The sequence below is a fragment of the Pseudoduganella sp. GW821-FHT05F09 genome (genome assembly GCF_059419605.1).
This window is the reverse complement of sequence record NZ_JBWKSD010000002.1, coordinates 1-21,372: the sequence shown is the minus strand read 5'-3', so window position 1 is coordinate 21,372 and position 21,372 is coordinate 1. Positions and strand designations below refer to the sequence as shown.

Genomic DNA, 21,372 nt, shown 5'->3' with positions numbered 1-21,372 from the left:
TATCGAGCTGGCCAAGTTGCAGCGCGACTGCGCCTGCTCTTTGCTGCGTGGCGTTGGTAGCACCAAGATCAAGTAGCAGCACATGGCCGCCGCGGCATACAAACACCTCTACAACACGAAGCGCTGGTATCGCTTGCGCTGGCACCAGCTGCAGTTACAGCCGCTGTGCGAGATGTGCGCCAAGTTGGGCAAGGTAACGTCGGCCACCGTCGCCGACCACATCAAGGCGCATCGGGGCGACGAAGAACTGTTCTTCGACGAGAAGAATCTGCAGTCGCTGTGCAAACCGTGCCACGACGGCGCGAAGCAGCAGATGGAGAAAAGCGGAACGCTGCGCGGTTGCAGCCTAGATGGCGTGCCGCTCGATGCGAACCACCATTGGAACCGGCCAGCCTGACGGGTTTGCCGGGGAGGGGGGCTTCAATCTCTGGGCGGTTCAAACCTAAGACCGCTCTCCTCCCTCCGTTCGCAAAATCGGGAAATATGGCAGGGGGGTATAGCTGCCGGGAGATCACATGTCAGGCAATCAGAATTCGGGTCGGCGTCCGATACCGGCGACGGTGCACGCCATACGCGGCAATCCGTCGAAGAAGTCCGCTGCCGAACTGGCCGCCGGTGCCAATCACAAGCCGGTGGACGCTGCTGCTGCCGCGCCGGCCTGCCCCGACTTCCTGACCACGGACGCGAAGACCGAGTGGCGCCGCATTATCGCCGACCTGGTCACGCTGGGCGTCGTCACCAAGATCGACCGAGGCGAACTGGCGGTGTACTGCCAGGCATGGGCGGACTGGAAGCACGCGCGCAAGCGCATCGCTGAAATGCAGGACGCCGGGTTCGTGGAGAGCACGCCCAGCGGCTACAAACAAATCAGCGCCTGGATGCAGGTGGCCAACCGTGCCGAGGATCGCATGCGCACCGCCGGCAACTCTTTTGGTTTGAACCCGTCGGCGCGCGCCCGCCTGCAAGTGCGAGTGCCCGTGGGCCAGGGCGAGTTGTTCCCGAATGACGAAAAAACCAAAGCAGCCACCTACTTCTGAACCAGCTGAAGACCGCGCCACCGCCTATGCGCTGGCGGTCGTCGCGGGCGAGATCGTAGCGGGTCCGCAAGTTCGGGACGCGTGCAAACGGCACCTGCGGGATCTGGAGGAAGGCCCGGCGCGCGGGCTGGTGTGGGATCTGGACGCGGCGCGGCGCGCCATCGGTTATTTTGAGGACGTGCTCTGCCTGAACGGTGGCCAGTTCGAAGGCAAGGCCTTCGTGGTGCTGCCCTGGCAGGCCTTCATCATCGGCAGCCTGTTTGGCTGGAAGGGAGCGGACGGCTACCGGCGCTTCCGTGTCGCCTACGTCGAGACGGCGAAGGGGAGCGGCAAGTCGCCGCTATCGGCCGGCATCGGCCTGTACGGCCTAACCGCCGACGGCGAGCCCCGCGCTGAGATCTACGCGGCGGCCACCAAGAAGGATCAGGCCGCGATTCTGTTCCGCGACGCTATCGCAATGGTGGACCACTCGCCTCAGCTGGCGGGCCGGCTGGCTGTGTCCGGCGCGAAGGGCAAGGAATGGAACCTCGCCTACAACAAGACCTCGTCGTTCTTCCGCCCGATCAGCGCGGACGACGGCCAGTCCGGCCCGCGTCCGCACATGGCGCTGCTGGATGAGATTCACGAGCACAAGAATGCCACCGTCGTCGAGATGATGAGGGCGGGCACGAAGAGCCGGCGCCAGGCGCTGATCTTCATGATCACCAACAGCGGCACGGACAAGCGCACAGTCTGCTGGGAATACCACGACTATGGCGCGCAGGTCTGCGCCGGCCAGCTGGTGGACGACAGCTTCTTCGCCTTCATCTGCAGCCTGGACCTGCTGGACGACCCGTTTGTGGACGAGGGATGCTGGGAGAAGGTGAACCCCAGTCTGGCGCACGGCGTGCCGGGCCTGAAGTATCTGCGCGAGCAGGTCACCCAGGCGCGCGGCATGCCATCCAAAGAAGCGCTGGTGCGGCGCTTGAATTTCTGCCAGTGGACCGAATCGAATTCGCCGTGGATATCGGCGGATATCTGGTTCGGCTGCCAGAGCAAAGAGCCGATGCCGTTGGAACGATTCTACGGTCGGACTGGTGTCGCGGGGCTGGACTTGTCCAGCACGCAGGACTTGACCGCCTTGGTGTTCCTGTTGGACCCGACGCTGGACGACCCTGTGCACCGCTTAATCCCCTTCTTCTGGTTGCCCGGCGACGGGTTGTTGGCGAAGGCCGCGAAAGATCGTGTGCCCTACCTCGCCTGGCGCGACGCAGGCCATTTGTCGGCGCTGCCGGGCCGGGCGATTAACAAGAAGGCGGTGCTGGCAAGATTGGCTGAGCTGTGTTCGGTGTTTGATATCCGCGAGATCGCTTACGACCGCTGGCGGATCGAAGACCTGAAGGCAATGATTGACGATGAGGGCTATGCGTTGCCGCCACTCTCGCCGTTCGGCCAGGGCTTCAAGGACATGGCGCCGGCGGTGGACGAATACGAGCGGCTGATGATTGAGCAGCAGCTGCAGCACGATGGCAATCCGATTATGACGTGGTGTATGGCGAACGCTGTGCTGATGAGCGACCCCGCAGGCAACCGTAAGATCGCGAAGGAGCGCGCCACTGGCAGGGTTGATGGGGCGGTTGCTGCGGTTATGGCAGTGGGCCTGATCGGCGCTGCGGTGGACACAACAAGCGTCTACGAGGATCGCGGCGTAATATTTTTCTGATGGGGTGCAAATGGGATTTTTTGACCGACTGAGCATAGCGTTTGGCGGTAGCCCACGTGCACAGGGTTCGGAATCAGGCGAGTCGGTGCGTGACATGCTGCGCGGCGGAGGCACGGCTTCCGGCGCCGCTGTTACCGAAGCCAGCGCCATGAAGGTGGCTGCGGCTTGGCGCTGCGTGAACATCATTTCGGGTTCGATCGCCACATTGCCGCTAGATCTGATTCGGCGGGTCGACGAGCGCGCGCGCGCGCCTGCCGTTGGGCACCCGCTGCGCAAGATTCTGACCGTGAAGCCTAACCCCTGGCAGACGCCATCGGAGTTCCGCCGCATGATGCAAGGCCATCTGCTGCTGCGGGGGAATGCTTATGCGCGGAAGGTGATGTTGGGCGGCTCGCTGCAGGCTCTAATACCGTTGCATCCTGACCGCGTAACAGCAACGCAGTTAGACACTTTGGCGATGAATTATGAAGTCACGGGCCGCAACGGTAGCCGTATCACGTTAGGCCAGAAGGACATCATGCACCTGCGCGGCATGTCCCTGGATGGGGTGACCGGTATGTCGGTTCTGTCCAACATGCGGGAGTCGCTGGGCTTAGCCCTGCAAACGGAGCAGGCCGGTGCACGCATATTCAGAAACGGCATGCTGTCGGGTGGCGTTATTTCGCATCCTGGCAAGTTGACCGACGCAGCGGCCAAGAATTTGCGTGAGTCCCTGGATGAAAAAAACAGTGGGGCCGAAAACGCTGGCAAGTGGATATTGGCGGAAGAGGGCATGAAGTTCGACCCAGTGGCTCTCTCTGCAGAAGACGCGCAGTGGCTTGGAACGCGGGATTTCCAGCGCTATGACATTGCCATGTTCTTCGGCGTGCCGCCGCACATGATCGGCGCCACCGAGAAGTCCACCAGTTGGGGCTCCGGCATTGAGGCACAGGGTACTGGTTTTGTGACCTACACGCTGAACGATTGGATCAAGATCTGGGAAGAATCCATCAAGCGTGATTTGATCAGCGAGAGCGAGTGGGAAAGTATCGATGCCCGCTATAACGTGAATGCGCTGCTGCGCGGTGATTCGAAGACGCGCTGGGCTGGCTATACCAGCGCGCTGCAATGGGGCGTGTACAGCCCCGACGAGATCCGCAGCATGGAAGACCAGAATCCGCGCGAGGACGGACGCGGCGGCATCTACTACGACCCGCCGAACACGGCAGGGAAACCGCAAAACGAGGAACATCAAGATGACCCTGCGAAAACTGCCGAAGCTTAACGCCCTGTCGATTGATGGAGTGAAGTGGGACGCGCCATCCGACGCGGTTGGAAAATGGGATGCCGCAGTGCGCGGCGCTGCCGGCGACGAAACCATCACCATTTACGACATGATCGGTTCCGACGGTTGGAGTGAAGGGGTGACAGCCAAGCGCATCGGCGCTGCGCTGCGTTCGATCGGCTCGCGCGACGTCACTGTTTCTATCAATTCCCCCGGGGGCGACTTCTTCGAGGGCCTGGCTATCTATAACCTGCTGCGCGAGCATCCTCACAAGGTGACCGTGAAGGTGGTCGGCTTGGCCGCCTCGGCCGCGTCCGTGATTGCCATGGCGGGTGACGAAATTCAGGTAGCCCGGTCCGGCTTCCTGATGATCCACAACGCATGGTCGGTGGTGGTCGGGAACCGTCACGATCTGCGCGGCGCGGCCGATGTCATGGACCAGTTCGATTCCAGTATGGCCGAGCTGTATGCCCAGGCAGCTGGCATTACGGTAGAGGAGGCCGCTGCCCTGATGGATGCCGAGACTTGGATGACCGGTCAAGCTGCGCTGGACGCCGGCTTTGCCACAAGCCTGCTGGCCGCTGATGAGGTGGTTGCTGAGCAAGACCAGGCAAATGCGGCACTCGTGGCGAAACGCCGCATCGATAGCATGTTGGCTAAGCAGGGTATGCCGCGTTCCGAGCGGCGGGCCCTGTTGGAGCAAATGAGGGGCACGCACGACGCTGCTCCGGGCGCCACGCATGACGCTGGTGCCGACCTTGTTCCCGGCCTGCTTTCGGCGATTGCAACGCTTCGTCGGTGATTTAAGAGAACCACAAACACACAACCCGCCGCGTGCGGGTTTTTTTACGAATACCGAAAGGGACTCCCATGAAAAAAAACCAAATCGTTCGCGGCATTCAAAGCGTGCGTGCCGATTCGTCCGACGCCAAGGCAGTGCTGGGCCAACTGCAGCAGGCGTGGCACGACTTCAAGGCGGAGAACGACCGCCAGCTGGCGGAAATCCGCAAGGGGGTCAATGATCCCCTGCAGGCCTCGAAGGTCGAGACCATCAATGCTGCTGTGTCGACGCTGCAAAACCAGATGGCCGAGCTGGCGGTGCAGGCCGCTGCGTTCCAGATGGGCGGCGGCAACGCTGTAGACCCGGCCATTGCGGCGCACTCCACTGCGTTCGACGCCTTCTTCCGCCGCGGCGTCGAGGCCGGCCTGCGCGATCTGGAAGTGCAGGCGCGCCTGACCACCCAATCCGACCCGGACGGCGGCTTCGTCGTGCCGGCGGAAATGGAAGCCGGCATTGACCGTGTCCTGGGTACCATGTCGGCCATGCGCTCGCTGGCCACCGTGCGCCAGATCGGCGCGGCGAGCTACAAAAAGATGATCAACCAGGGCGGCGCCAGCAGCGGCTGGGTGGGCGAAGCGGGCGCGCGCGGTGAAACTGGCACGCCGCGCCTGGTTGGCCTGGACTTCCCGGTCATGGAGCTGTACGCCCAGCCTGCGGCTACCCAGACCATGCTGGACGACGGTTCGATGAATATCGAAACCTGGCTGGCCGACGAAGTCTCCATCGAGTTTGCTGAGCAGGAAGGCGAGGCCTTCATTCTGGGTAACGGTGTGGCCAAGCCACGCGGCCTGCTGGGCTACGACACCGTCGCGAACGCACAATACGCGTGGGGCAAGGTCGGGTTCATCAAGTCCGGCGCGGCAGCCGACTTTGCCGCGACCAATCCGACGGACCAGATCATCGACCTGATCTATTCGCTGAAGCGCGGCTACCGCCAGAACGCCGCCTTCCTGCTGAACGACCTGACCGTGAGCAAGGTCCGAAAATTCAAGGATCTGGAAGGCAACTATATCTGGCAGCCATCCTTGACCGCTGATGTGCCTCCGACCCTGCTGGGCTACCGCGCCGAAACCGATGACAACATGCCGGACGTGGCTGCCAATGCGTTCGCCATGGCCTTCGGCGACTACAAGCGCGCCTACCTGATCGTCGATCGCATCGGCATCCGCGTGCTGCGCGATCCGTTCACCAGCAAGCCCAACGTGCTGTTCTACACCACCAAGCGTGTGGGCGGTGGCATCCAGAACTTCGAGGCCGTGAAGCTGCTGAAAATCGCGGCCTAAGCGCCAGGCAACAGCCGCGCGCCAAGCCTCGGCGCGCGGAAATCCATTCGAAAGGAAATCCGATGCGTGATCTGCACAACAACATCGACCTGCGCCGCGCGATCAGCCCGGTGTCGGTTGCCGATAATACTGCCCAAGTGTCCCAAATCATCGACCGCCAGGGCTTCGACGCCCTGGAGTTCGTCATCCTGACCGGCTCGCTGGCCGACGCCGACGCCACCTTCACGGTCCTGGTCGAGGATGGCGACGCCGCCAACCTGTCCGATGCCGTAGCGGTAGCTGACGCCGAGCTGCTGGGCACCGAGGCGCTGGCCAGCTTCATCTTCAGCGACGACGACAAGGTGCGCAAGATCGGCTACGTGGGTGCCAAACGCTATGTGCGCCTGACCATCACCCCGGCCAGCAACGCATCGGCCGGCCTGCTGGCCGCCGTGGCGGTACTGGGCCATCCCGCCTCGGTGCCGACGGCAAACCCGCCAGCGTAATTGCTGGTTATGACCAACTGCCTGTTCTTCGCCCTGGCGCTGTACTGGCGCCGGCGCGGGCGGGCAGAGCAGTGCTACCTGCTGGCGCGCCGCTCGCGGCTGGGCTGGACGCCGCACTTCCTGTACGCGGAGGTGCGGCGCGGCCGGATCCGCATCATCAGCTACAAACCGAACAACACGGCCTTCAAGGCCTGCCCGCCGCCGGTGTTCGCCGGCCGCGCGCACTGGGGCGACGCCCCATAGGAGAAGACCAAATGCCAACAAACAAGAGCAGCGCTTATCGCACTGCCATCGCGGATGCGCGCACGACCTTCATTGGTGGCGCCGCCAAGCTTGTGCTGGAAAGTTCGGGTGGTGCCGCGCTGGCCGCCTTCACCTGCGCCACCCCGAATGCTCCTGCAGCTGCCAACGGCGTGCGCTCGCCAACTTTGCCTGCCGCTAATACGTTTTCTGCCGACGGCACCGTGGCCCGCGCCAGTTTGTACAAATCGGACGGCACCACACTGATCGAGCGGTACACTGCGGGCACCAGCGGCGCCGAAGTGATTGTTTCGACCACCACGGCCGTTAATGGCGCGGCCGTGGCCGTCATCAGCTGGACTTGCACCGAGCCGAGCTAAAATGGCTACTCGCGTAACCGACTCTTTCACCGATGCGAACCTGGTTCGTGTGGATGTCCACCTTGGTGAGTTGGGGGCGTCCTGGACGGCGTTGGCAGGCTTGGCAGGCACGAGCAAGCCCGCGATTTATGACAACCGTCTATTGGCCCTCGATGCCGGCAACTGCATCTATCTTTCTTCGGGGGCCGCCACCACCGACGGCGAGAGCATCACGGCCAGCATCCAGCGATTCGACAATTCGCCGTGCGCCATAGGGCCAGCAATTCGCGGCAGCGTGACAACGAACTCCTGCTATATCGTCTTCTGGGCCAATGACGGCACGCTGGCGCTGTATCGTGTTATTTCCTCGGTCCTCTCGGCATCGCCGATTGCCAGCACTTCCTCGCCGATTTCGAACGGCACGCACAGCGTGAAGGTCAAGGCCACCGGCACCGGGGCCAGCGTGCTGCTGGAAGTCTTCATCGATGGCTCTGGCACGCCGGCGCTGTCCTTTGCGGACACGGATGCCACGCGCCTGAACACCCCCGGCAAATTCGGTGTCTACCTGGGCGGCGCGACGGGCGGCGGCGCCGGCCTCCACTTCAACGACGTGAGCGCGATCGACGCGGCTGCGGCCGCACCCACCTTCACGTTCACCGCACCGCTGAATAAGACCATTCACCAGCACACTGGCGGTGTCGGCACGATCAAGGTCTCCTTAGCCTATACCGGGGCGCCGGAAACCATCGAGGCGCGTCTGGTAGCCGATGGGACAAATACTCCTATCGCCGGTTTCGACTGGTCAACCAAGGTCGCGACTCCTGCCGGTGGGGTCGCCTCCTTCACTTTCCCCGGCGACAGTACCTCGCTGGCCTGGCGCAACGTGCAAGTTCGAGACAGCGCCAACCCCGGCACAGTATTCACGTCGGGCAAGGTAGTCGTTGGCTCGCTGTTCGCTTCGGTGAACCAATCCAACGTGGCAAATTTCTGCTACGTGGGCAGCAGCACGCTCACGCCGCACAACAGCACTGCTGTGTACGGCCGTGTCGGCACTTGGCAGGCGCCAAACCCAGCCACGATGGATGGCGCCATCATCTTCCTGAACAGCATGGTGGCCGCGCTGGGCTGGGCCTGCGGCTGGCTCGATACGGCTAAATCGGGCTCCGGCCTGGACCCGAGCGTGTTCGACCCTTGGTTGCCAACGGCCAGCAGTGCGAACTACGCCTACTTCCGCGACACCATCGCTGGGCTGGATGGAACTGTTGAAGGGGTGGTCAGCGCGGCAGGGGAGAACGACGCAAACGGCGGCGTGTCGCAAGCCACGTTCTACGCTGACCTGGGCCTGCTGTTCTCGGCGATTCGCGCCGACCTAGGCAAGCCGAGTCTGCCTATTGTCATGATGACCATGGGGCGCGTGCTGATCCCGGGCTATGCAACCGATGCGCAGGCGCAGGCTATCCGGCTGGCGCAAGTACAGAAGGCTGCGGACCCTAACATCTACCGCGTGGACCGCATCGACTTGCCGCTGGCCGGCGACAACATTCATCACACGGCGGCTGGGTATGCGGCTGCTGGTGATCGCTGCGCGCGTGCTATGCAAAGCGGGTCTGGGACTGGTAGCCAGTACCGCGGTCCATCCTTGCAGTCGGCGCTGAAACTGACTGCGACGACATTCCGCGTGGCGCTGATGCACCACAACGGGAGCGACTTCACGCCGAGCACCGGTATCGGAGGCTGGCGCGTCACCGACCCGGGCGCGAGCGATGCTGTCATTGCCGTGAATTCAGCGGTGCGCGTGAACGCCAGTGCGGTCGACCTGCAATTGGCGTCGGCGCCGGTGGCACTGCCGAAAATCGGCTACCTCTACGGCATCGCACCCTCGATCACGGGTGTGCTGAAAGACAATTCCGGCCTGGCGCTGCCGCTCGAGTACGGCACTGGCGTTACCGCTGTCGAGGGAGCCCCGGTATCCATCGGCATCACTGAATCGGCCGAGACGATCAGCATGTCTATCGAAGTCGCCAGCGAGTCGGAGACGGTCGAGGTGACGATCATCGAGGACGCGGAAACCGTGTCCTGCGCTGTGCGAATCGGCGGGCAGCACCTGGCTCCGTCGCGCACCGTGGTGTTCGAAGTATAGAAAGGCAGCCATGACCACCACCCCAACCCTGAAGAACGGCCGCTGGACCATCGAGAAGGATCCGGACGACAAATTCTTCTACAACGGCGACGTCTCGGCCACGCTGGCCGACGCTGGAACCGTAGCGGTGTCGGTGGAAACCATCGTCGCCGGCGTCGAGGTGCTTGTCCCGGCATACATGCAAGAGGGGGTCGCCATTGTGAAACTAGGCGGCCTGGACATCTCCGACGACGACCCGCAGAACTTCTGCACCTTCCGCGTTACCTGCGCTAACGGCGAGCGCTTCGACAAGACGATTTGGTTTAAGCGAAGGGACAAATAGCATGGTTGATCGTCTTATAAAGCCGCCAGAAGAATTGCCAGTGTCCATGAACGATGCCCGCACGGCTGCGCGTATTGATGGCGCAGATCTTGATTGCGAAATTGCAATTCGTGTGCGCACTATCACCGACGAGGTGGAGCACCTTACTGGCCGCGCAATTATCAAGCAGACATGGCGCGTGACACTGGACAGTTTTCCGGTCTCCGTGCGTCTACCGAAGCCCCCAGTGGTTCGGGTCGTTGCTGTTAAATATCTGGACTTGGAGGGACAGCTGCGCACACTGGACCCAAGTGGTTACCAACTGGATGCTATCAACGAACCTGGCTACCTGCTGCCAGCGCGCGGAACAGCCTGGCCGGCCACTCTAAAGGAGGTCAATGCCGTGAGTATCGATGTGGTGTGCGGATATGGTCCGGACGAATCCACTACTCCGGCCGGCATCAAAGGCTACATCCTTGCTCGCTTGCAGGAACTGTATGCCTCATCCGGGGCGAGCGAGTCGCCGCATCTGGTGCGCATGCTCGATCGGTACAGGATATAGCGTGATGGTGGCGCCGTTTAAAAAGGACGAAAAGGTCACCGTCGAGCGCCGGGTTGGTGCTGACCCGGTGACAGGGCGGCCACTGGACGCCTGGGAGCCAGTCGCTTCCCGGATCTGGGCCAACGTGCAGGACGTCTTACCTAGCCGGGCTGAGTCTACGTCGGGCGTGGCGCGCGTGGCCGCGAAACAGGCACGGCTGCGAATCCACAAGAACAGCGCAATCTCGTCCGCGATGCGTGTGGTTCTGCATAGTCGCAGCGGCCAGGTGATGCAGATCATTGCAGGCCCTGCGCTGCTCGATGATCGCGTCCATGTTGAATACATGCTGGAAGGATACTCATGAGCGACGACCTGAATATTGCCGGCGGCCGCGAACTCGATGCGTTTCTTCAAAGCCTTTCAACAAAGGTCGAGACAAACATTATGCGGTCGGCCTTGCGCGCAGGGGCGAACGTCATTAAGGCAGAGGCCAAGGCTAACGTGCCGGTGCATATGGGCGCGCTCCAAAAAAGCGTTCGCGTGACCACCCGCGTAAAGAGCGGTTCTGTTGTCGTAAGCGTCAAGGCCGGCAGCAAGGAGGCGTGGTATTGGCGTTTCGTTGAATTCGGTACGGCCCGGCACTGGATCAAGGTAACGGAAGGCGAGCGGCCATGGCGCAATACGAGAAAGGGCGCCAAGGCCTACAGCATCAAGACCTTGAACAAGATGGCGGGGCGCGGTTCCCTGATCATCGGTACGCATTTCGTTGGCAATGCCATCGTGCACCCGGGCGCCACTCCGAAACCATTCATGCGCCCCGCGCTGGATTCGAAGTCTGCTGCTGCGCTGGAAGCGGTGGCAGAGCAGATCCGCAAACGGCTGACTGCCGAGGGCATCAATACTCCCGCACCTGAAATGGACTAAAAATGACAACTCGCCTCAATATCGAGCCAGTGTGGCTCGGCGAAACCGTCGCGGTACTTGGCAATGCACCGTGCCTGGATGCCGAGCTATCCACGCTGGCGCGGCCTGTGCACGCCATCGCGGTAAACCAGGCTGCAGCAAAGGCGCCCTGGGCCGACATGATGGTTTCCATCGACGCGAACTGGTCGGAAGCTGCGGATGGTTTCCCGGGCCTGCGCATTGTGGGCTTCGAATCGGATACCGTCGATGCGTGCTTCGTTCCTTTCCCTCATGAAGAAGTGCAGATTGCACCGGAGACCACGTTGCACATCCGCGCCAATCTGCTGGCCGCGATTCGCGTGGCGGCCCAGGCCGGCGCCGCCAAGATCCTGCTGCTGGGTATCGACAGCGAGTACTACGAAAAACATTTGAATGCACCAGGCACCGTCCAGGGCCTGGCTAACCTCGTTGAGGAAATGAGGGGTCGCGGGGTTGTGGTTGAACGGTACCGCGCGCCAGCCCCTGCCGAGGAAGTATCGGACACGCCTCAAAGTGACAAGCGCAGGGTGTCCGTGTGAATGACGTGATCGTCGTAAGGCACCTGCTGGCCGCCCATGCGGGCCTTCTTGCGCTGGTGCCTGCCACAAATATCATGGCCGGCACCATCCCCGAAGGTATGCGGCCAGCCGTTTCGATCCGTCATATTTCCGCAGTTTGGGCGCCGGAGGTCTCCAAGCAGAGCACGTTCTGCCGTGCTCGCGTGCAGGTTGAGGTGGTCGCCAGCGACTATTCTGAGCAGGCGGAAATCATCCAGCAAGTCCGTGCGGCAGTGCCGCGTCGGCCCGGTGTGGTCGCTGGCGTGAACGTCGACAGCATTCTGCGTCTGGCCGACGGCCCGGACCTGAGCGATGACACCGCCGGGATCTATATGCAGATTCAAGATTTCATGGTCGCGTTCACAGAGTAGCGGACCGTTCCTCGAGTTTTTAACCGCCACCTTTTGGGTGGCTATTTTCGTTCCACCCAATAGAAAGGAAAGATCATGGCCGGACACAGCTCCAGCGCTACTTTTACCGACGCCGTATATGCGATTTCGGCATCGCTCCCTGCCACTTATGACGCTGCCGGCTACGGCGCCACGGCGATGACGTACACCGTCATCGACAAGGTGGAGAGCTTCATGCCCTACGGCTCGAAGCGCAACATCAACAAATTCAGCCCGATCAAAGGTGCCGTCGAGAAGACGAAGGGTGCTCCGGATTACGGCGACGGCGACATGGTCGTGGCCGATCTGCCCACGGACGCGGGCCAGATCCTGCTGAAGGCTGCCGAGGCATCGGCAAATCACTACAGCCTGAAAATCACCTATACCGACGGCGAAGTCCATTACATGGACGTGATCGTCGCCGGCTGGCAGATGAATAGCTCGAAGGAAGGCGACACCATGCGGCGCACCGCCAACATGGGCATCTGCAAGGCGCCCGTCGTTGTCGCCGCGCCGTAACACTTCGCCCGGCTGATTGTCGGGTATCACCTCTGGCGCAAGCCACTCCCAGCACCGACCGGTCGCTGTCGCCTTTCGCGGGCGCAGCGGCCGGCACGGGCAATTTCTATCCGCGAAAAGGAAAAAAGCTATGTCGAACCTGAAAAAATTTGCACTGCAACCAACTACCATCCACCACCTGAAGGACGGCGCGGACCAGCTGATGTATGCGGATGGCCCAGATGGCAAGCCCGATAAATCAAAGCCTATGCGGGCCCATATGTATGGCCCCGGCACGACTTTTTACGCAGCTGCTCGGGCGGAGCAGAGCAACCTCAATATGGAACGCTTCAAGAAGAAAAAATCCGGCCAAACGGCCGAAGAGCAAATCAAGGAACGCGCCGAGTTCCTGGCCCGCTGCACGGTTGAACTCGAGAACGTTGAAGTGGGCACCCTGACGGGTAAGGCCCTGTTCATGAACGTTTATGAAGACCTGGGGCTGTGCTTCATTCCAGAGCAGTTGGACCGTCTGATCGGTGATACCGCAAATTTTACCGCGAGCTCCGCGACAGCTTAATCCTGTACGTCCGGTATAGGGCCTGGCTGGGCGCGGTGCCGGACCCGCCGAAGTCTGCGCCTGGCGCGCAGAAAGACGATGGCGCGCCGGCCAAATCCAGGCTTGAGGTACTCCAGGATCGCCACGGTAAGGATTTCGACCCGCCAATGCCGCCGCTCGAATGCGGCGAGCATCTTATCGAGTGGCTGTGGGAAGTGGGGCCAACAGAAGGCAAATACCCCCTGAGCCACACCGAGCTGGCGGCCTTCCAGCGTAACACCGGGATCTGCCTCACCGAGTGGAGTGTGACGACGCTGCGGCGCCTTTCCATTGAGTATCTGAGCGAGTCCCACCGGGCAAAAAAGCGGGACTGTCCGCCGCCTTGGGAAGAGAGTGACCTGGGCCGAGTCCTGGCCACTGGCGATGCACGCGATGCCTTGCGTGCGCTCGCAAATCTGTAGCACCGCCGCCTCCGGGCGGCTTTTTTTTGAGGGCTTGCGATGATCATTGGCGACATGGAAATCCGGCTACGGGCCGACATTGCGCGGCTGCAGCGCGACATGGATCAAGCGCGCCAGGTGGTCAGCAGCACTATGGCCAACATCGACAAGTATGTCGGCTATGCGAAGGCGGCTTTTGTCTCATTCATTGGAATCGCCTCGGTTTCTGCCTTTGCTGGGATGATCAAGGGGTCTATCGAGGCGACTGCTGGTCTGCACGATATGTCGATCCAGACGGGGGCGTCCGTGGCCGGATTGATGGCGTTGCGATCCGTTGCGGCGACCTCGGACACGACGATCCAAGACATTACCGGCTCCATGAACAAGATGGCCAAGAACATGGCCGTCGCGAACGAGGAGAGTAAGGGCACCGGTCAGGCCATCAAGGCGCTCGGGCTGGACTTCAACACCCTGAAGGGCCTTGCGCCGGACCGCCAGATGCTGGAGGTGGCGAAGGCGTTGGACAAATTCCAGGATGGTGCAGGCAAGTCCGCCGTCGCGATGAGCCTGTACGGCAAGGAGGGCGCGAAGATGCTGCCCTTCCTGAAGGACCTGGCGGATGAGTCCGATGCTGTCACGGCAAAGTTGAGCGAGCAGCAGATGGCCTCGAAAGCTGCGCAGGCCGCCATGGCGGACGACTTCAGCGACAACCTGACCAAGATCAAGAAGGCCGGCGAGGCGTGGAAGAAGGATATTTCCATGGGTATGCTGCCGGCCCTGTACGAGGCCAGCCAGGCGTTTATCGAAGTGACTGGCGGCGCCGGCGGCTTCAAGGAAATGATCAGCAAGCTGGCGGCCGATGGCTCCATCACCAGGTGGGCGCGCATGGCTGTAACTGGCCTGACCTACCTGATGGATGCGCTCCAGATCGCTGGCCGTGTCGCCGAGGCGGTGGGGAAGGGCATCGGCGCGCAGCTTTCCGCCTCGATAAACATGGTCAGCGGCATGTCGTCGGCAATGATGAAGTTCGCGAAGGGGGACTGGTCGGATGCTTGGAATGAGGTCAAATCGACCGTATCCGCCACTGCCAACATCGGCAAAAACTTCATGTCCGATGTCGGCGACATCTTCGGCGAGCAGACCTTCGGCTCCAAGATGCGCGAGAGCCTGAAGGCATTGCAGGGCGTTGGCGCAGCGGCAAAGGAGACGAAGGCGGCGCTGAATTTCGATGCCAATCCGGAAAACGACAAAGCCGCTCAGAAGGAGGCTGCTGCTCGTGAGGCGGCGGCCAACAAAGAGGCTGCTGCATACTTGGGCGTGGCAGTCGCGCTCAAGGAGAAAATTGCCGGCTACCAGGTGGAAATCGACGGCGGCAAGCAGCTTACCGAGATGCAAAAGGCGCGGATCAAATTTGATCAGGAGCTGGCCGAAGGCAAGGTGGTGCTGTCCGAGGCGCATGTTCTCGAAATTCGGCAAATGCTTGATTCCGCGTCGGCCCAGGAGCGGTATATCGCCTACAGCAAGGCGTACACGACGCAGATGAAGGCGCGCACTGATGCGCAGGACGAGGCATACCGGGCGGCGGTCAAGGAGGCTGACGCCAATGAGGCGCTGGTGGCGACGTTTGGCATGAGCAAGAAGGCCATCGAGGCCGAAGAGCTGGCGCGCCTGGAGAATCAGCTCGCACAGAAAGCGACGCTCGGCCTAATGGCCAGCGAGATCGCCGAGCTGGAGCGGCTGATCGAGGTGAAGAAGCGCAACAGCGCTGCGGTATCGACGCTCGATGATTTGGAGACGCGGCGAGACGCCGATAAAAAGATGTCGGACGAGATGCTGGCGGAGCAGCAGAAGTCAGTTGACAAATACAACGATATCTTCAGCAAGGGCTTCGCCGACATGCTGAACAACGGCAAGGCTGGCTGGAGCTCGTTCACCAAGTCGCTAACCACCACATTCAAAACCAGCGTCGCGGATCAGATTTACAAGATGTTCGCGCAGCCGTTCGTCGTCAAGATGGTGGCAAGCCTGCTGGGTGTCACCGGTAGCGGTGCCGCGACCGCGGCTCAGGTCGTCGGCGGCGCCGGCGATGTGGCGAGCGGTGTCGGCAGTATTGCGAACTTGCTGTCCACGGCAAAATCTGGCTACACGGCCATCACGAACGGCATTGCTGAGACGCTGACCGGCGGGCTCAACCAGCTTGGCGCCACGATCACGAGCAATGTAGCCGCGCTGGGCGAGTGGATGGGCGGCAGCATCGGCAATGCTCTAAGTTCCAATGCGCTGGCCATCGGCAATGCGGGCATTTGGGCGGGCGGGATTGGTGCCGGTCTGGGCGCAGGTAAGCTCATTTCCAACGGCTATTCGGTCGCTGGAAATTCCGGTAACGGGGCGGTGATGGTTGGTACCGCACTAGGGGCGATCTGGGGCCCATTGGGATCCGCGCTGGGTGGTGCCATCGGTGGCCTGGTCAATCGCGCCTTTGGCATGGGTGCGAAAACAGTGACCGGTACCAGCTTGCAGGGTACGCTGGGCACGGAAGGCTTCTCCGGCCAGAACATCGATACCTGGACGCAGAAGGGCGGCTGGTTGCGCTCCGACAAATCCGGCACTACGCCACGCCCGGTCGACGACGCCACCAGCAAGGCGCTGTCGGCCGCCTATGCGGACGTCATCAGCGCCACGGCGGGGTACGCCGAAATGCTTGGCGAAAACGGTGACGCGATCCGCGCGCGCACTGACGCCATCACCGTAGCGCTGGGCAAGGACGATGCAGCGAATCAGAAGGCCATGGCGCAATACTTCACCGATCTGACGACGCAGATCGTCCAGGAGGTGGTGCCGGGCCTGGATTATTTCAGCAAGGCGGGCGAGACCACCACGCAGACTTTCGAGCGCCTGGCGCAGCAGTATTTCAGCCTAGACGGTATTTTCGCGGCGATGGGTACGAACAGCGAAAAGGCCTTCGGCCTGGTGGGTGTGGCCTCGTTGACAGCGCGCGAGCGACTGATCAACCTGACCGGCAGCATCGAGATATTCACCAATCAGGCGGCGTACTTCAACCAAAATTTCCTGACAGCCGCCGAGCAGCTGGCGCCGATCCAGGATCAGGTGACGAAGCGCTTGGCCGAGCTGGGCTATGCCGGCCTGCGGACCACCGAGGATTTCAAAAAGGCCGTTCTGGGCTTGCAGACCGGCGGCCAGCTGGCCACCGAACAGGGCGCCGCGACTTACGCCGGCCTGCTGGCGCTGGCGCCGGCGTTCAAAGCCGTGGCCGATGCGGCCGCCGAAGCGAAAGCCGCCAGTGACGCGCAAGCCGCCGCTCAGGAGGCCGCTGCCAAAGCCGCCGCCGACGCGCTGGCCGCGACAAATAAGGGCTACCAGGACCAGATCGACCAAATTATCGCAGCGCGCCAAGGCGAGGCGGCGGTGCGCGCGCTGGAGATCAAGGGCCTCGACGCCACGACCGTCTCGCTCTACGACTACCTGCACGCGCTCCAAACCCAGGACAAGGCGACGGCGCAGGCCGCTGCCGACGCGGAAGCCGCGGCCAACAAGGCCAAGGCTAGCGCGGATGCGCTTGCCGCCACGAACGCCAGTTTCGACGCACAGATCGCTAAGCTCTTGGCCGCGCGCCAAGGTGAGGCCGCGCTGCGCGCGCTGGAGATCCAGGACATGGACGCCACCACGGTGGCGCGCTACGACTACCTGAACGCGCTCAAGGCCGAGGACAAGGCCGTGGCCGACGCCACCACCGCGCGCGCGGCCCAAGGCGCGGCGCTGGCAAAGCTGAACGAAGACGCGGCGGCGGCCAACGCCCAGGCCGCGCAGAAGCAGGTGGCCGAGCAGCAGGCCCTTGCTGACCAGCGTGCCGCGCTCGAGACCAAGCTCTACAACCTGACGCACACCGAGGCCGAGCAACTGGAGCGCGCGCGCCGGCTCGAAATTGCGGCGATGGATTCCACGCTGGTCCCGCTGCAGCAGCAGATCGACGCGCAGCAGGATCTGGCCAGCGCCGCAGCGAAAGCGGCGAACGAGATCCAAGCTGCGGCGCAGAAGGCAGCGGCCATTGCGTCCGAGGGTGCCGGCATTCAGCGTGATGTGCTGCAGCTCAAGGGCGACACGGCCGGCCTGCGTGCACTGGAACTGGCGGCGCTGGACCCCGCGAACCGTGCCGCGAAGCAGGCGTACTTCGACCTGCAGGACAAGATGGCAGCCGACCAAGCTGCGTCGGCTGCTGCGCAAGCATGGGCTTCGGCCCAAGCTCAGGCCGCGCAGGCTTCGGCGCAGGCGGCGAAAGCGCTGAAGGACGCCTGGCAGTCGGCTACCGATTCGATCTTTGATGAAGTGGCGCGCATTCGCAACCTGGTATCCACCGGCGGCCAACAGTCCCTTGCTGGCGCCGAGTCGGCGTTTGCTATCGCTACGGCGCAGGCACGCGCTAACGATCAGGATGCGGCCAAGTCGCTGCCGGCGCTATCGAAAGCGCTGCTCGATATCGCCGAACAGGTGGCGCCGAGCCTTCTGGACCTGCAGCGCATCCAGGCGCGCACCCTGGCCAGCTTGCAGGAAACCGGGCTGGGCCTGTCCGGCAAATACGGGCTCTCCGTGCCGAGCTACGACGTGGGCACTAATTATGTTCCCCGAACCGGCCTGGCGCTGATCCACGAGGGCGAGAAGATCACACCGGCAGCCTACAACAACCCGTTCACGGCTCCCGATGACGTAGGGGGCACATCTCAGGCTGAACTGCTGGCCGAGCTTCGCGAGCTGCGCCGGGCAGTCGAGCGTCTGGAGGAGCCTACCGAGCGCACGGCGCGCAGTACCACGCGGCAGGCCGACTTGCTCGAGGTCGTGACGGAAGGCGGCGATGCTATGCGCACGAAAGAGGAGGCCTGATGGCGGCGGCTGATTTCCTTATTCTGCAGCCGGTCTACATGACCAGCGCCATGCTCGCGAGCAGCAGCGTGCCGGAGACGACCGCTGCTGTTTGGTCCAGCGGGACGACCTACGCAGCCGCCGTCGTGGCCGGCGTCGCTGGCACACACAACGGCCAGTTGGTCTACGAGTCGCTCCAGGCCGGCAACCTGAACCACGTGCCCGCATCTTCGCCCCTGTGGTGGAAGTTGCTCGGCACGGTCTACGGCGCCTATGCCGGCGGCACGACCTACGCCTTGGGCGATATCGTCACCAGCATCAGTGGCGACGATCATTTGCTATACGAGTCTCAGATTGCTGGAAACGTCGGCCATGCGCTGACCGATACCTCTTATTGGTTGCCCGTTGGGAATACTAACAGGTGGGCGGCTTTCGACAAGACGGTGCAGACGCAGGCTGTGGCGCCGGGTCCGCTCAGCTACACCTTCACGCCGGGGCAAGTGGTGAACACATTGATGTTTCTGAATGCAGAGGGAGTTTCCATCACGGTGAGCCAGGCCGACAGTGGCTACAGCAAGACACAGAGCCTTACGCGGCATGACGTTTTGAACTGGTACGACTGGTATTACGAGCTTCCCTCGCAAGTCTCTGATGTGGTCTTCGACGATCTGCCGCCATACCCGACCAGTCCGATAACGGTGGCCATTCAGCCGATTGGTGGCCAAGCAGCGCTTGGGCTGATGCTCGCGTCAAAGGCGCGCATCGTCGGTCGGACGCAGTGGGGGCTGGATGCCGGCGTGCTCAGCTACTCGACAACCACCGAAAAGCTGGGCGTGATCAAGATGGTGAAGCGGGCCAATGCAAAGAAGGCGAACTACCAGGTGCAGATCCCAGAGGGATTTGAGAGTCAGGCATATCGCCTCCTGCGCCAATGCACCGACGTTGAGATCGGGATCATCGGCTCATCGGCATATGAATTGACCTTCGACTACGGCTTCCTGGGCCAGTGGTCCATCCCGGTTTCTGACTCGGGAAAGCTGGCATCTATTGAATTTAAAGGGCTTACATGACAATCACGCAAATCATTGATGAGCTTCCGGCCGCGCCCGATCCTGCGGTCGATGGGCCAACTGTTTTTAGCGAAAAGGCTGCAGCCTCGGTGCTTGCTCAGCGGGCGCTGCCGGCGCAGCTGAATACCTGGGCGGGTCAGGCGAACGTCTTGGCAGGTGAGGTTGAAGCGGATGCGCTCGCGGCGGCCGCTTCCGCTCAGGACTCCGCCTCGGCTGCCTTCGCCTCCCAGGCCGCGTCCAACTCCACTAAGTGGGTATCCGGCACGGCGTATGCCGATGGTGTCGTGGTCTGGTCGCCGATCAGTCGCATGCCATATCGCCGCAACGGTGCCGGCGCCGGTACCACAGACCCCGCGCTGGACGGCGTGAACTGGAATATTCAGCTCAGCCCTATCGGCCTCGGGGGCTCGGCCGCCAGCGGCAACGTCACGCTGACTTCCAGCAGCGCGGGCGCGCAATCGCTGACCGCGACGACGTTCGGTCAGAGCGTGACGCTGCCGGATGCGACGACGTGCCTGAAGTGCGCGCTGCTGTTCACCGTGGCTGAGCGCTCGACATTCGGCCGGAAGATCCTGAACTCGGCCGGCACGCTGATCGGGTTCATTCCGGCGATGACGACTGTCACCATCGGCCTGGCCGACAACGCCGTGGCGGCCGGGGTCTGGACGCTGGAGGGGGCGGCGCAGCTTGGCATCACGGCGCAGTACGTCGGGAACAGCAGCGCCGTGGCGGGGTTCGCAACGCGCGACCGCACGCAGGTCATCCCGATGGACGCCAACCGGACCATGTTCCTGAACCGCACTATCGGCGTGAACGCCAGTTTGTACGCCGTGATCTACGACAGCAGCACTTTGTTGTGGGGCACGCCGGCACTCGTCCGGGCCACCATCGACGGCGCTGTTGGGCAGCTGCTCAGCGGCGGCAGCGTGCTCATCGCTGCCGTCACCGGCACGACCTTTGCTGCGGTGGTGCTGAGCACTTCGGGCACGGGCATCAACGTGAACACGCCAGCCACGGCGACGTCTACGAATTCAATCTCGGGCAGTCAGACCGTGGCACCTGTCATTACTGCAGTCGGGGCGTCGTACATCGTTGCCTATGCCGGGGTTTCGAGCAGCTACTCCGGAGTCCGGGCGATCACTGTGTCGGGTACCACGCCGGTTGTGGGTGATGAATCCGTCGTGCCCGGCTACGGAGCCGGCGTTATTCGCTTGGCAGCAACCTCGGCGGCCACATTCTTTGCTGTGGGCGCGAGCCCTGCTGGCAATGCGCTGACGGTTAAGGGATTCACACTCAGCGCGGGCACGACGTTGACGGACGGTACTTCTGTCACAAACGCGACTTTCGCCGGCAGCATCGTGCGGTTCATTCCGTGGGGCGCGCGATGGCTCATCATCTTCGAAGCCGCCGGCACGACACTAAACGCCGTCTTGGTGACATGCGCGGCTGCGGCACCAAGCCTCAGCGCGGTGACGGATATTCTGAGCGGCGGGGGCGGATTGTCAGCACTGGCTGGTCTAGCCTACTACGTGAACGGCAGCCGGATGGCGGTGGCCATCCCCTATGGCACTAGCAACCTGTCGGTGCTGATATTCCTCGACACTTCCGGGACTTTGACCAAGCCGGCGACGAACACGAGTTTCACTTCGATACATTCCCAAGGAGTGACGGCCGTTCCAGCGCTGTCCTCTGGCAACAATGGCGTGTTCTTGTTCAATGGGCAATACGGCGCCTACAAGGCGACCATCGATTTACTCACCGGTGCCACTGCGGCGTGCCAAACGCTCCCAGGCAACGGTGCGATTTCTGGCGCAGGGTTGGGCGTGGATATGGCGCCGATCCGGTTCTACGG

22 protein-coding genes are annotated in these 21,372 nt (G+C 62.4%); all 22 read left to right on the top strand.

Features of this window, described 5'->3' with window-relative positions; genetic code table 11:
* Positions 1-82 precede the first annotated feature (82 nt).
* Positions 83-397: an HNH endonuclease gene (locus tag AC07S4_RS05265; protein WP_494985639.1), complete on the top strand. Its 315-nt coding sequence runs from the start codon at positions 83-85 to the stop codon at positions 395-397.
* A gap of 118 nt (positions 398-515) precedes the next feature.
* Complete coding sequence (locus AC07S4_RS05260) at positions 516-1,037, top strand: phage terminase small subunit P27 family (RefSeq protein WP_494985638.1); 522 nt, start codon at positions 516-518, stop codon at positions 1,035-1,037.
* Positions 1,003-2,739 (top strand): terminase large subunit, encoded by a 1,737-nt coding sequence (locus AC07S4_RS05255; protein WP_494985637.1) that lies wholly within the window; start codon positions 1,003-1,005, stop codon positions 2,737-2,739. Before AC07S4_RS05260 ends, AC07S4_RS05255 begins: the two co-directional genes overlap by 35 nt.
* Before the next feature lie 10 nt (positions 2,740-2,749).
* A complete protein-coding gene (locus AC07S4_RS05250; RefSeq protein WP_494985636.1) occupies positions 2,750-4,003 on the top strand; it encodes a phage portal protein in 1,254 nt (417 codons plus the stop codon).
* Entirely contained in the window at positions 3,975-4,805 is an 831-nt protein-coding gene (locus AC07S4_RS05245; RefSeq protein ID WP_494985635.1) for a head maturation protease, ClpP-related, read from the top strand. Before AC07S4_RS05250 ends, AC07S4_RS05245 begins: the two co-directional genes overlap by 29 nt.
* A gap of 68 nt (positions 4,806-4,873) precedes the next feature.
* Positions 4,874-6,127, top strand: a complete 1,254-nt coding sequence (locus AC07S4_RS05240) for a phage major capsid protein (protein ID WP_494985634.1) — start codon at positions 4,874-4,876, stop codon at positions 6,125-6,127.
* A 62-nt stretch (positions 6,128-6,189) separates the two neighbouring features.
* On the top strand, positions 6,190-6,612 hold the full coding sequence (locus AC07S4_RS05235) for a hypothetical protein (protein ID WP_494985633.1): 423 nt from the start codon (positions 6,190-6,192) through the stop codon (positions 6,610-6,612).
* A 9-nt stretch (positions 6,613-6,621) separates the two neighbouring features.
* Entirely contained in the window at positions 6,622-6,855 is a 234-nt protein-coding gene (locus tag AC07S4_RS05230) for a hypothetical protein (protein ID WP_494985632.1), read from the top strand.
* An 11-nt stretch (positions 6,856-6,866) separates the two neighbouring features.
* Positions 6,867-7,232, top strand: a complete 366-nt coding sequence (locus AC07S4_RS05225; protein ID WP_494985631.1) for a hypothetical protein — start codon at positions 6,867-6,869, stop codon at positions 7,230-7,232.
* Between the two features lies 1 nt (position 7,233).
* A complete protein-coding gene (locus AC07S4_RS05220) occupies positions 7,234-9,351 on the top strand; it encodes a sialate O-acetylesterase (protein ID WP_494985630.1) in 2,118 nt (705 codons plus the stop codon).
* Positions 9,352-9,361: 10 nt separating this feature from the next.
* Entirely contained in the window at positions 9,362-9,673 is a 312-nt protein-coding gene (locus tag AC07S4_RS05215) for a hypothetical protein (RefSeq protein ID WP_494985629.1), read from the top strand.
* 1 nt (position 9,674) lies between these two features.
* Positions 9,675-10,214 carry a head-tail connector protein gene (locus AC07S4_RS05210; RefSeq protein ID WP_494985628.1) on the top strand — a complete coding sequence of 180 codons (540 nt, stop codon included), beginning with the start codon at positions 9,675-9,677 and terminating at the stop codon, positions 10,212-10,214.
* Between the two features lie 4 nt (positions 10,215-10,218).
* On the top strand, positions 10,219-10,557 hold the full coding sequence (locus AC07S4_RS05205; protein ID WP_494986441.1) for a phage head completion protein: 339 nt from the start codon (positions 10,219-10,221) through the stop codon (positions 10,555-10,557).
* Positions 10,554-11,117, top strand: coding sequence for an HK97-gp10 family putative phage morphogenesis protein (locus tag AC07S4_RS05200; RefSeq protein ID WP_494985627.1), 564 nt, complete (start codon positions 10,554-10,556; stop codon positions 11,115-11,117). The genes AC07S4_RS05205 and AC07S4_RS05200 overlap by 4 nt, the downstream gene beginning before the upstream one ends.
* Positions 11,118-11,119: 2 nt before the next feature.
* Positions 11,120-11,674: a hypothetical protein gene (locus tag AC07S4_RS05195; RefSeq protein ID WP_494985626.1), complete on the top strand. Its 555-nt coding sequence runs from the start codon at positions 11,120-11,122 to the stop codon at positions 11,672-11,674.
* The gene (gene gp17, locus AC07S4_RS05190; protein WP_494985625.1) at positions 11,671-12,063 is read left to right on the top strand and encodes a tail completion protein gp17; all 393 of its coding nucleotides are present in this window, start codon (positions 11,671-11,673) and stop codon (positions 12,061-12,063) included. Before AC07S4_RS05195 ends, gp17 begins: the two co-directional genes overlap by 4 nt.
* A 75-nt stretch (positions 12,064-12,138) precedes the next feature.
* The gene (locus AC07S4_RS05185) at positions 12,139-12,600 is read left to right on the top strand and encodes a hypothetical protein (protein WP_494985624.1); all 462 of its coding nucleotides are present in this window, start codon (positions 12,139-12,141) and stop codon (positions 12,598-12,600) included.
* 130 nt (positions 12,601-12,730) lie between these two features.
* Positions 12,731-13,156, top strand: a complete 426-nt coding sequence (locus AC07S4_RS05180) for a hypothetical protein (protein WP_494985623.1) — start codon at positions 12,731-12,733, stop codon at positions 13,154-13,156.
* Positions 13,157-13,302: 146 nt separating this feature from the next.
* A complete protein-coding gene (locus AC07S4_RS05175) occupies positions 13,303-13,596 on the top strand; it encodes a hypothetical protein (RefSeq protein WP_494985622.1) in 294 nt (97 codons plus the stop codon).
* A gap of 39 nt (positions 13,597-13,635) precedes the next feature.
* Positions 13,636-18,471, top strand: a complete 4,836-nt coding sequence (locus AC07S4_RS05170) for a hypothetical protein (RefSeq protein ID WP_494985621.1) — start codon at positions 13,636-13,638, stop codon at positions 18,469-18,471.
* Complete coding sequence (locus AC07S4_RS05165) at positions 18,471-19,520, top strand: hypothetical protein (protein ID WP_494985620.1); 1,050 nt, start codon at positions 18,471-18,473, stop codon at positions 19,518-19,520. Before AC07S4_RS05170 ends, AC07S4_RS05165 begins: the two co-directional genes overlap by 1 nt.
* On the top strand, positions 19,517-21,372 hold a 1,856-nt coding region (locus tag AC07S4_RS05160; RefSeq protein ID WP_494985619.1), incomplete at its 3' end, for an autotransporter outer membrane beta-barrel domain-containing protein. The genes AC07S4_RS05165 and AC07S4_RS05160, both read left to right, overlap by 4 nt.

Excerpts from the sequence above, each read along its gene's own strand:
- AC07S4_RS05265 (WP_494985639.1), top strand. The coding sequence starts at position 83 with ATGGCCGCCGCGGCATACAAACACCTCTACAACACGAAGCGCTGGTAT.
- AC07S4_RS05260 (WP_494985638.1), top strand. The coding sequence starts at position 516 with ATGTCAGGCAATCAGAATTCGGGTCGGCGTCCGATACCGGCGACGGTG.
- AC07S4_RS05255 (WP_494985637.1), top strand. The coding sequence starts at position 1,003 with ATGACGAAAAAACCAAAGCAGCCACCTACTTCTGAACCAGCTGAAGAC.
- AC07S4_RS05250 (WP_494985636.1), top strand. The coding sequence starts at position 2,750 with ATGGGATTTTTTGACCGACTGAGCATAGCGTTTGGCGGTAGCCCACGT.
- AC07S4_RS05245 (WP_494985635.1), top strand. The coding sequence starts at position 3,975 with ATGACCCTGCGAAAACTGCCGAAGCTTAACGCCCTGTCGATTGATGGA.
- AC07S4_RS05240 (WP_494985634.1), top strand. The coding sequence starts at position 4,874 with ATGAAAAAAAACCAAATCGTTCGCGGCATTCAAAGCGTGCGTGCCGAT.
- AC07S4_RS05235 (WP_494985633.1), top strand. The coding sequence starts at position 6,190 with ATGCGTGATCTGCACAACAACATCGACCTGCGCCGCGCGATCAGCCCG.
- AC07S4_RS05230 (WP_494985632.1), top strand. The coding sequence starts at position 6,622 with ATGACCAACTGCCTGTTCTTCGCCCTGGCGCTGTACTGGCGCCGGCGC.
- AC07S4_RS05225 (WP_494985631.1), top strand. The coding sequence starts at position 6,867 with ATGCCAACAAACAAGAGCAGCGCTTATCGCACTGCCATCGCGGATGCG.
- AC07S4_RS05220 (WP_494985630.1), top strand. The coding sequence starts at position 7,234 with ATGGCTACTCGCGTAACCGACTCTTTCACCGATGCGAACCTGGTTCGT.
- AC07S4_RS05215 (WP_494985629.1), top strand. The coding sequence starts at position 9,362 with ATGACCACCACCCCAACCCTGAAGAACGGCCGCTGGACCATCGAGAAG.
- AC07S4_RS05210 (WP_494985628.1), top strand. The coding sequence starts at position 9,675 with ATGGTTGATCGTCTTATAAAGCCGCCAGAAGAATTGCCAGTGTCCATG.
- AC07S4_RS05205 (WP_494986441.1), top strand. The coding sequence starts at position 10,219 with ATGGTGGCGCCGTTTAAAAAGGACGAAAAGGTCACCGTCGAGCGCCGG.
- AC07S4_RS05200 (WP_494985627.1), top strand. The coding sequence starts at position 10,554 with ATGAGCGACGACCTGAATATTGCCGGCGGCCGCGAACTCGATGCGTTT.
- AC07S4_RS05195 (WP_494985626.1), top strand. The coding sequence starts at position 11,120 with ATGACAACTCGCCTCAATATCGAGCCAGTGTGGCTCGGCGAAACCGTC.
- AC07S4_RS05185 (WP_494985624.1), top strand. The coding sequence starts at position 12,139 with ATGGCCGGACACAGCTCCAGCGCTACTTTTACCGACGCCGTATATGCG.
- AC07S4_RS05180 (WP_494985623.1), top strand. The coding sequence starts at position 12,731 with ATGTCGAACCTGAAAAAATTTGCACTGCAACCAACTACCATCCACCAC.
- AC07S4_RS05175 (WP_494985622.1), top strand. The coding sequence starts at position 13,303 with ATGCCGCCGCTCGAATGCGGCGAGCATCTTATCGAGTGGCTGTGGGAA.
- AC07S4_RS05170 (WP_494985621.1), top strand. The coding sequence starts at position 13,636 with ATGATCATTGGCGACATGGAAATCCGGCTACGGGCCGACATTGCGCGG.
- AC07S4_RS05165 (WP_494985620.1), top strand. The coding sequence starts at position 18,471 with ATGGCGGCGGCTGATTTCCTTATTCTGCAGCCGGTCTACATGACCAGC.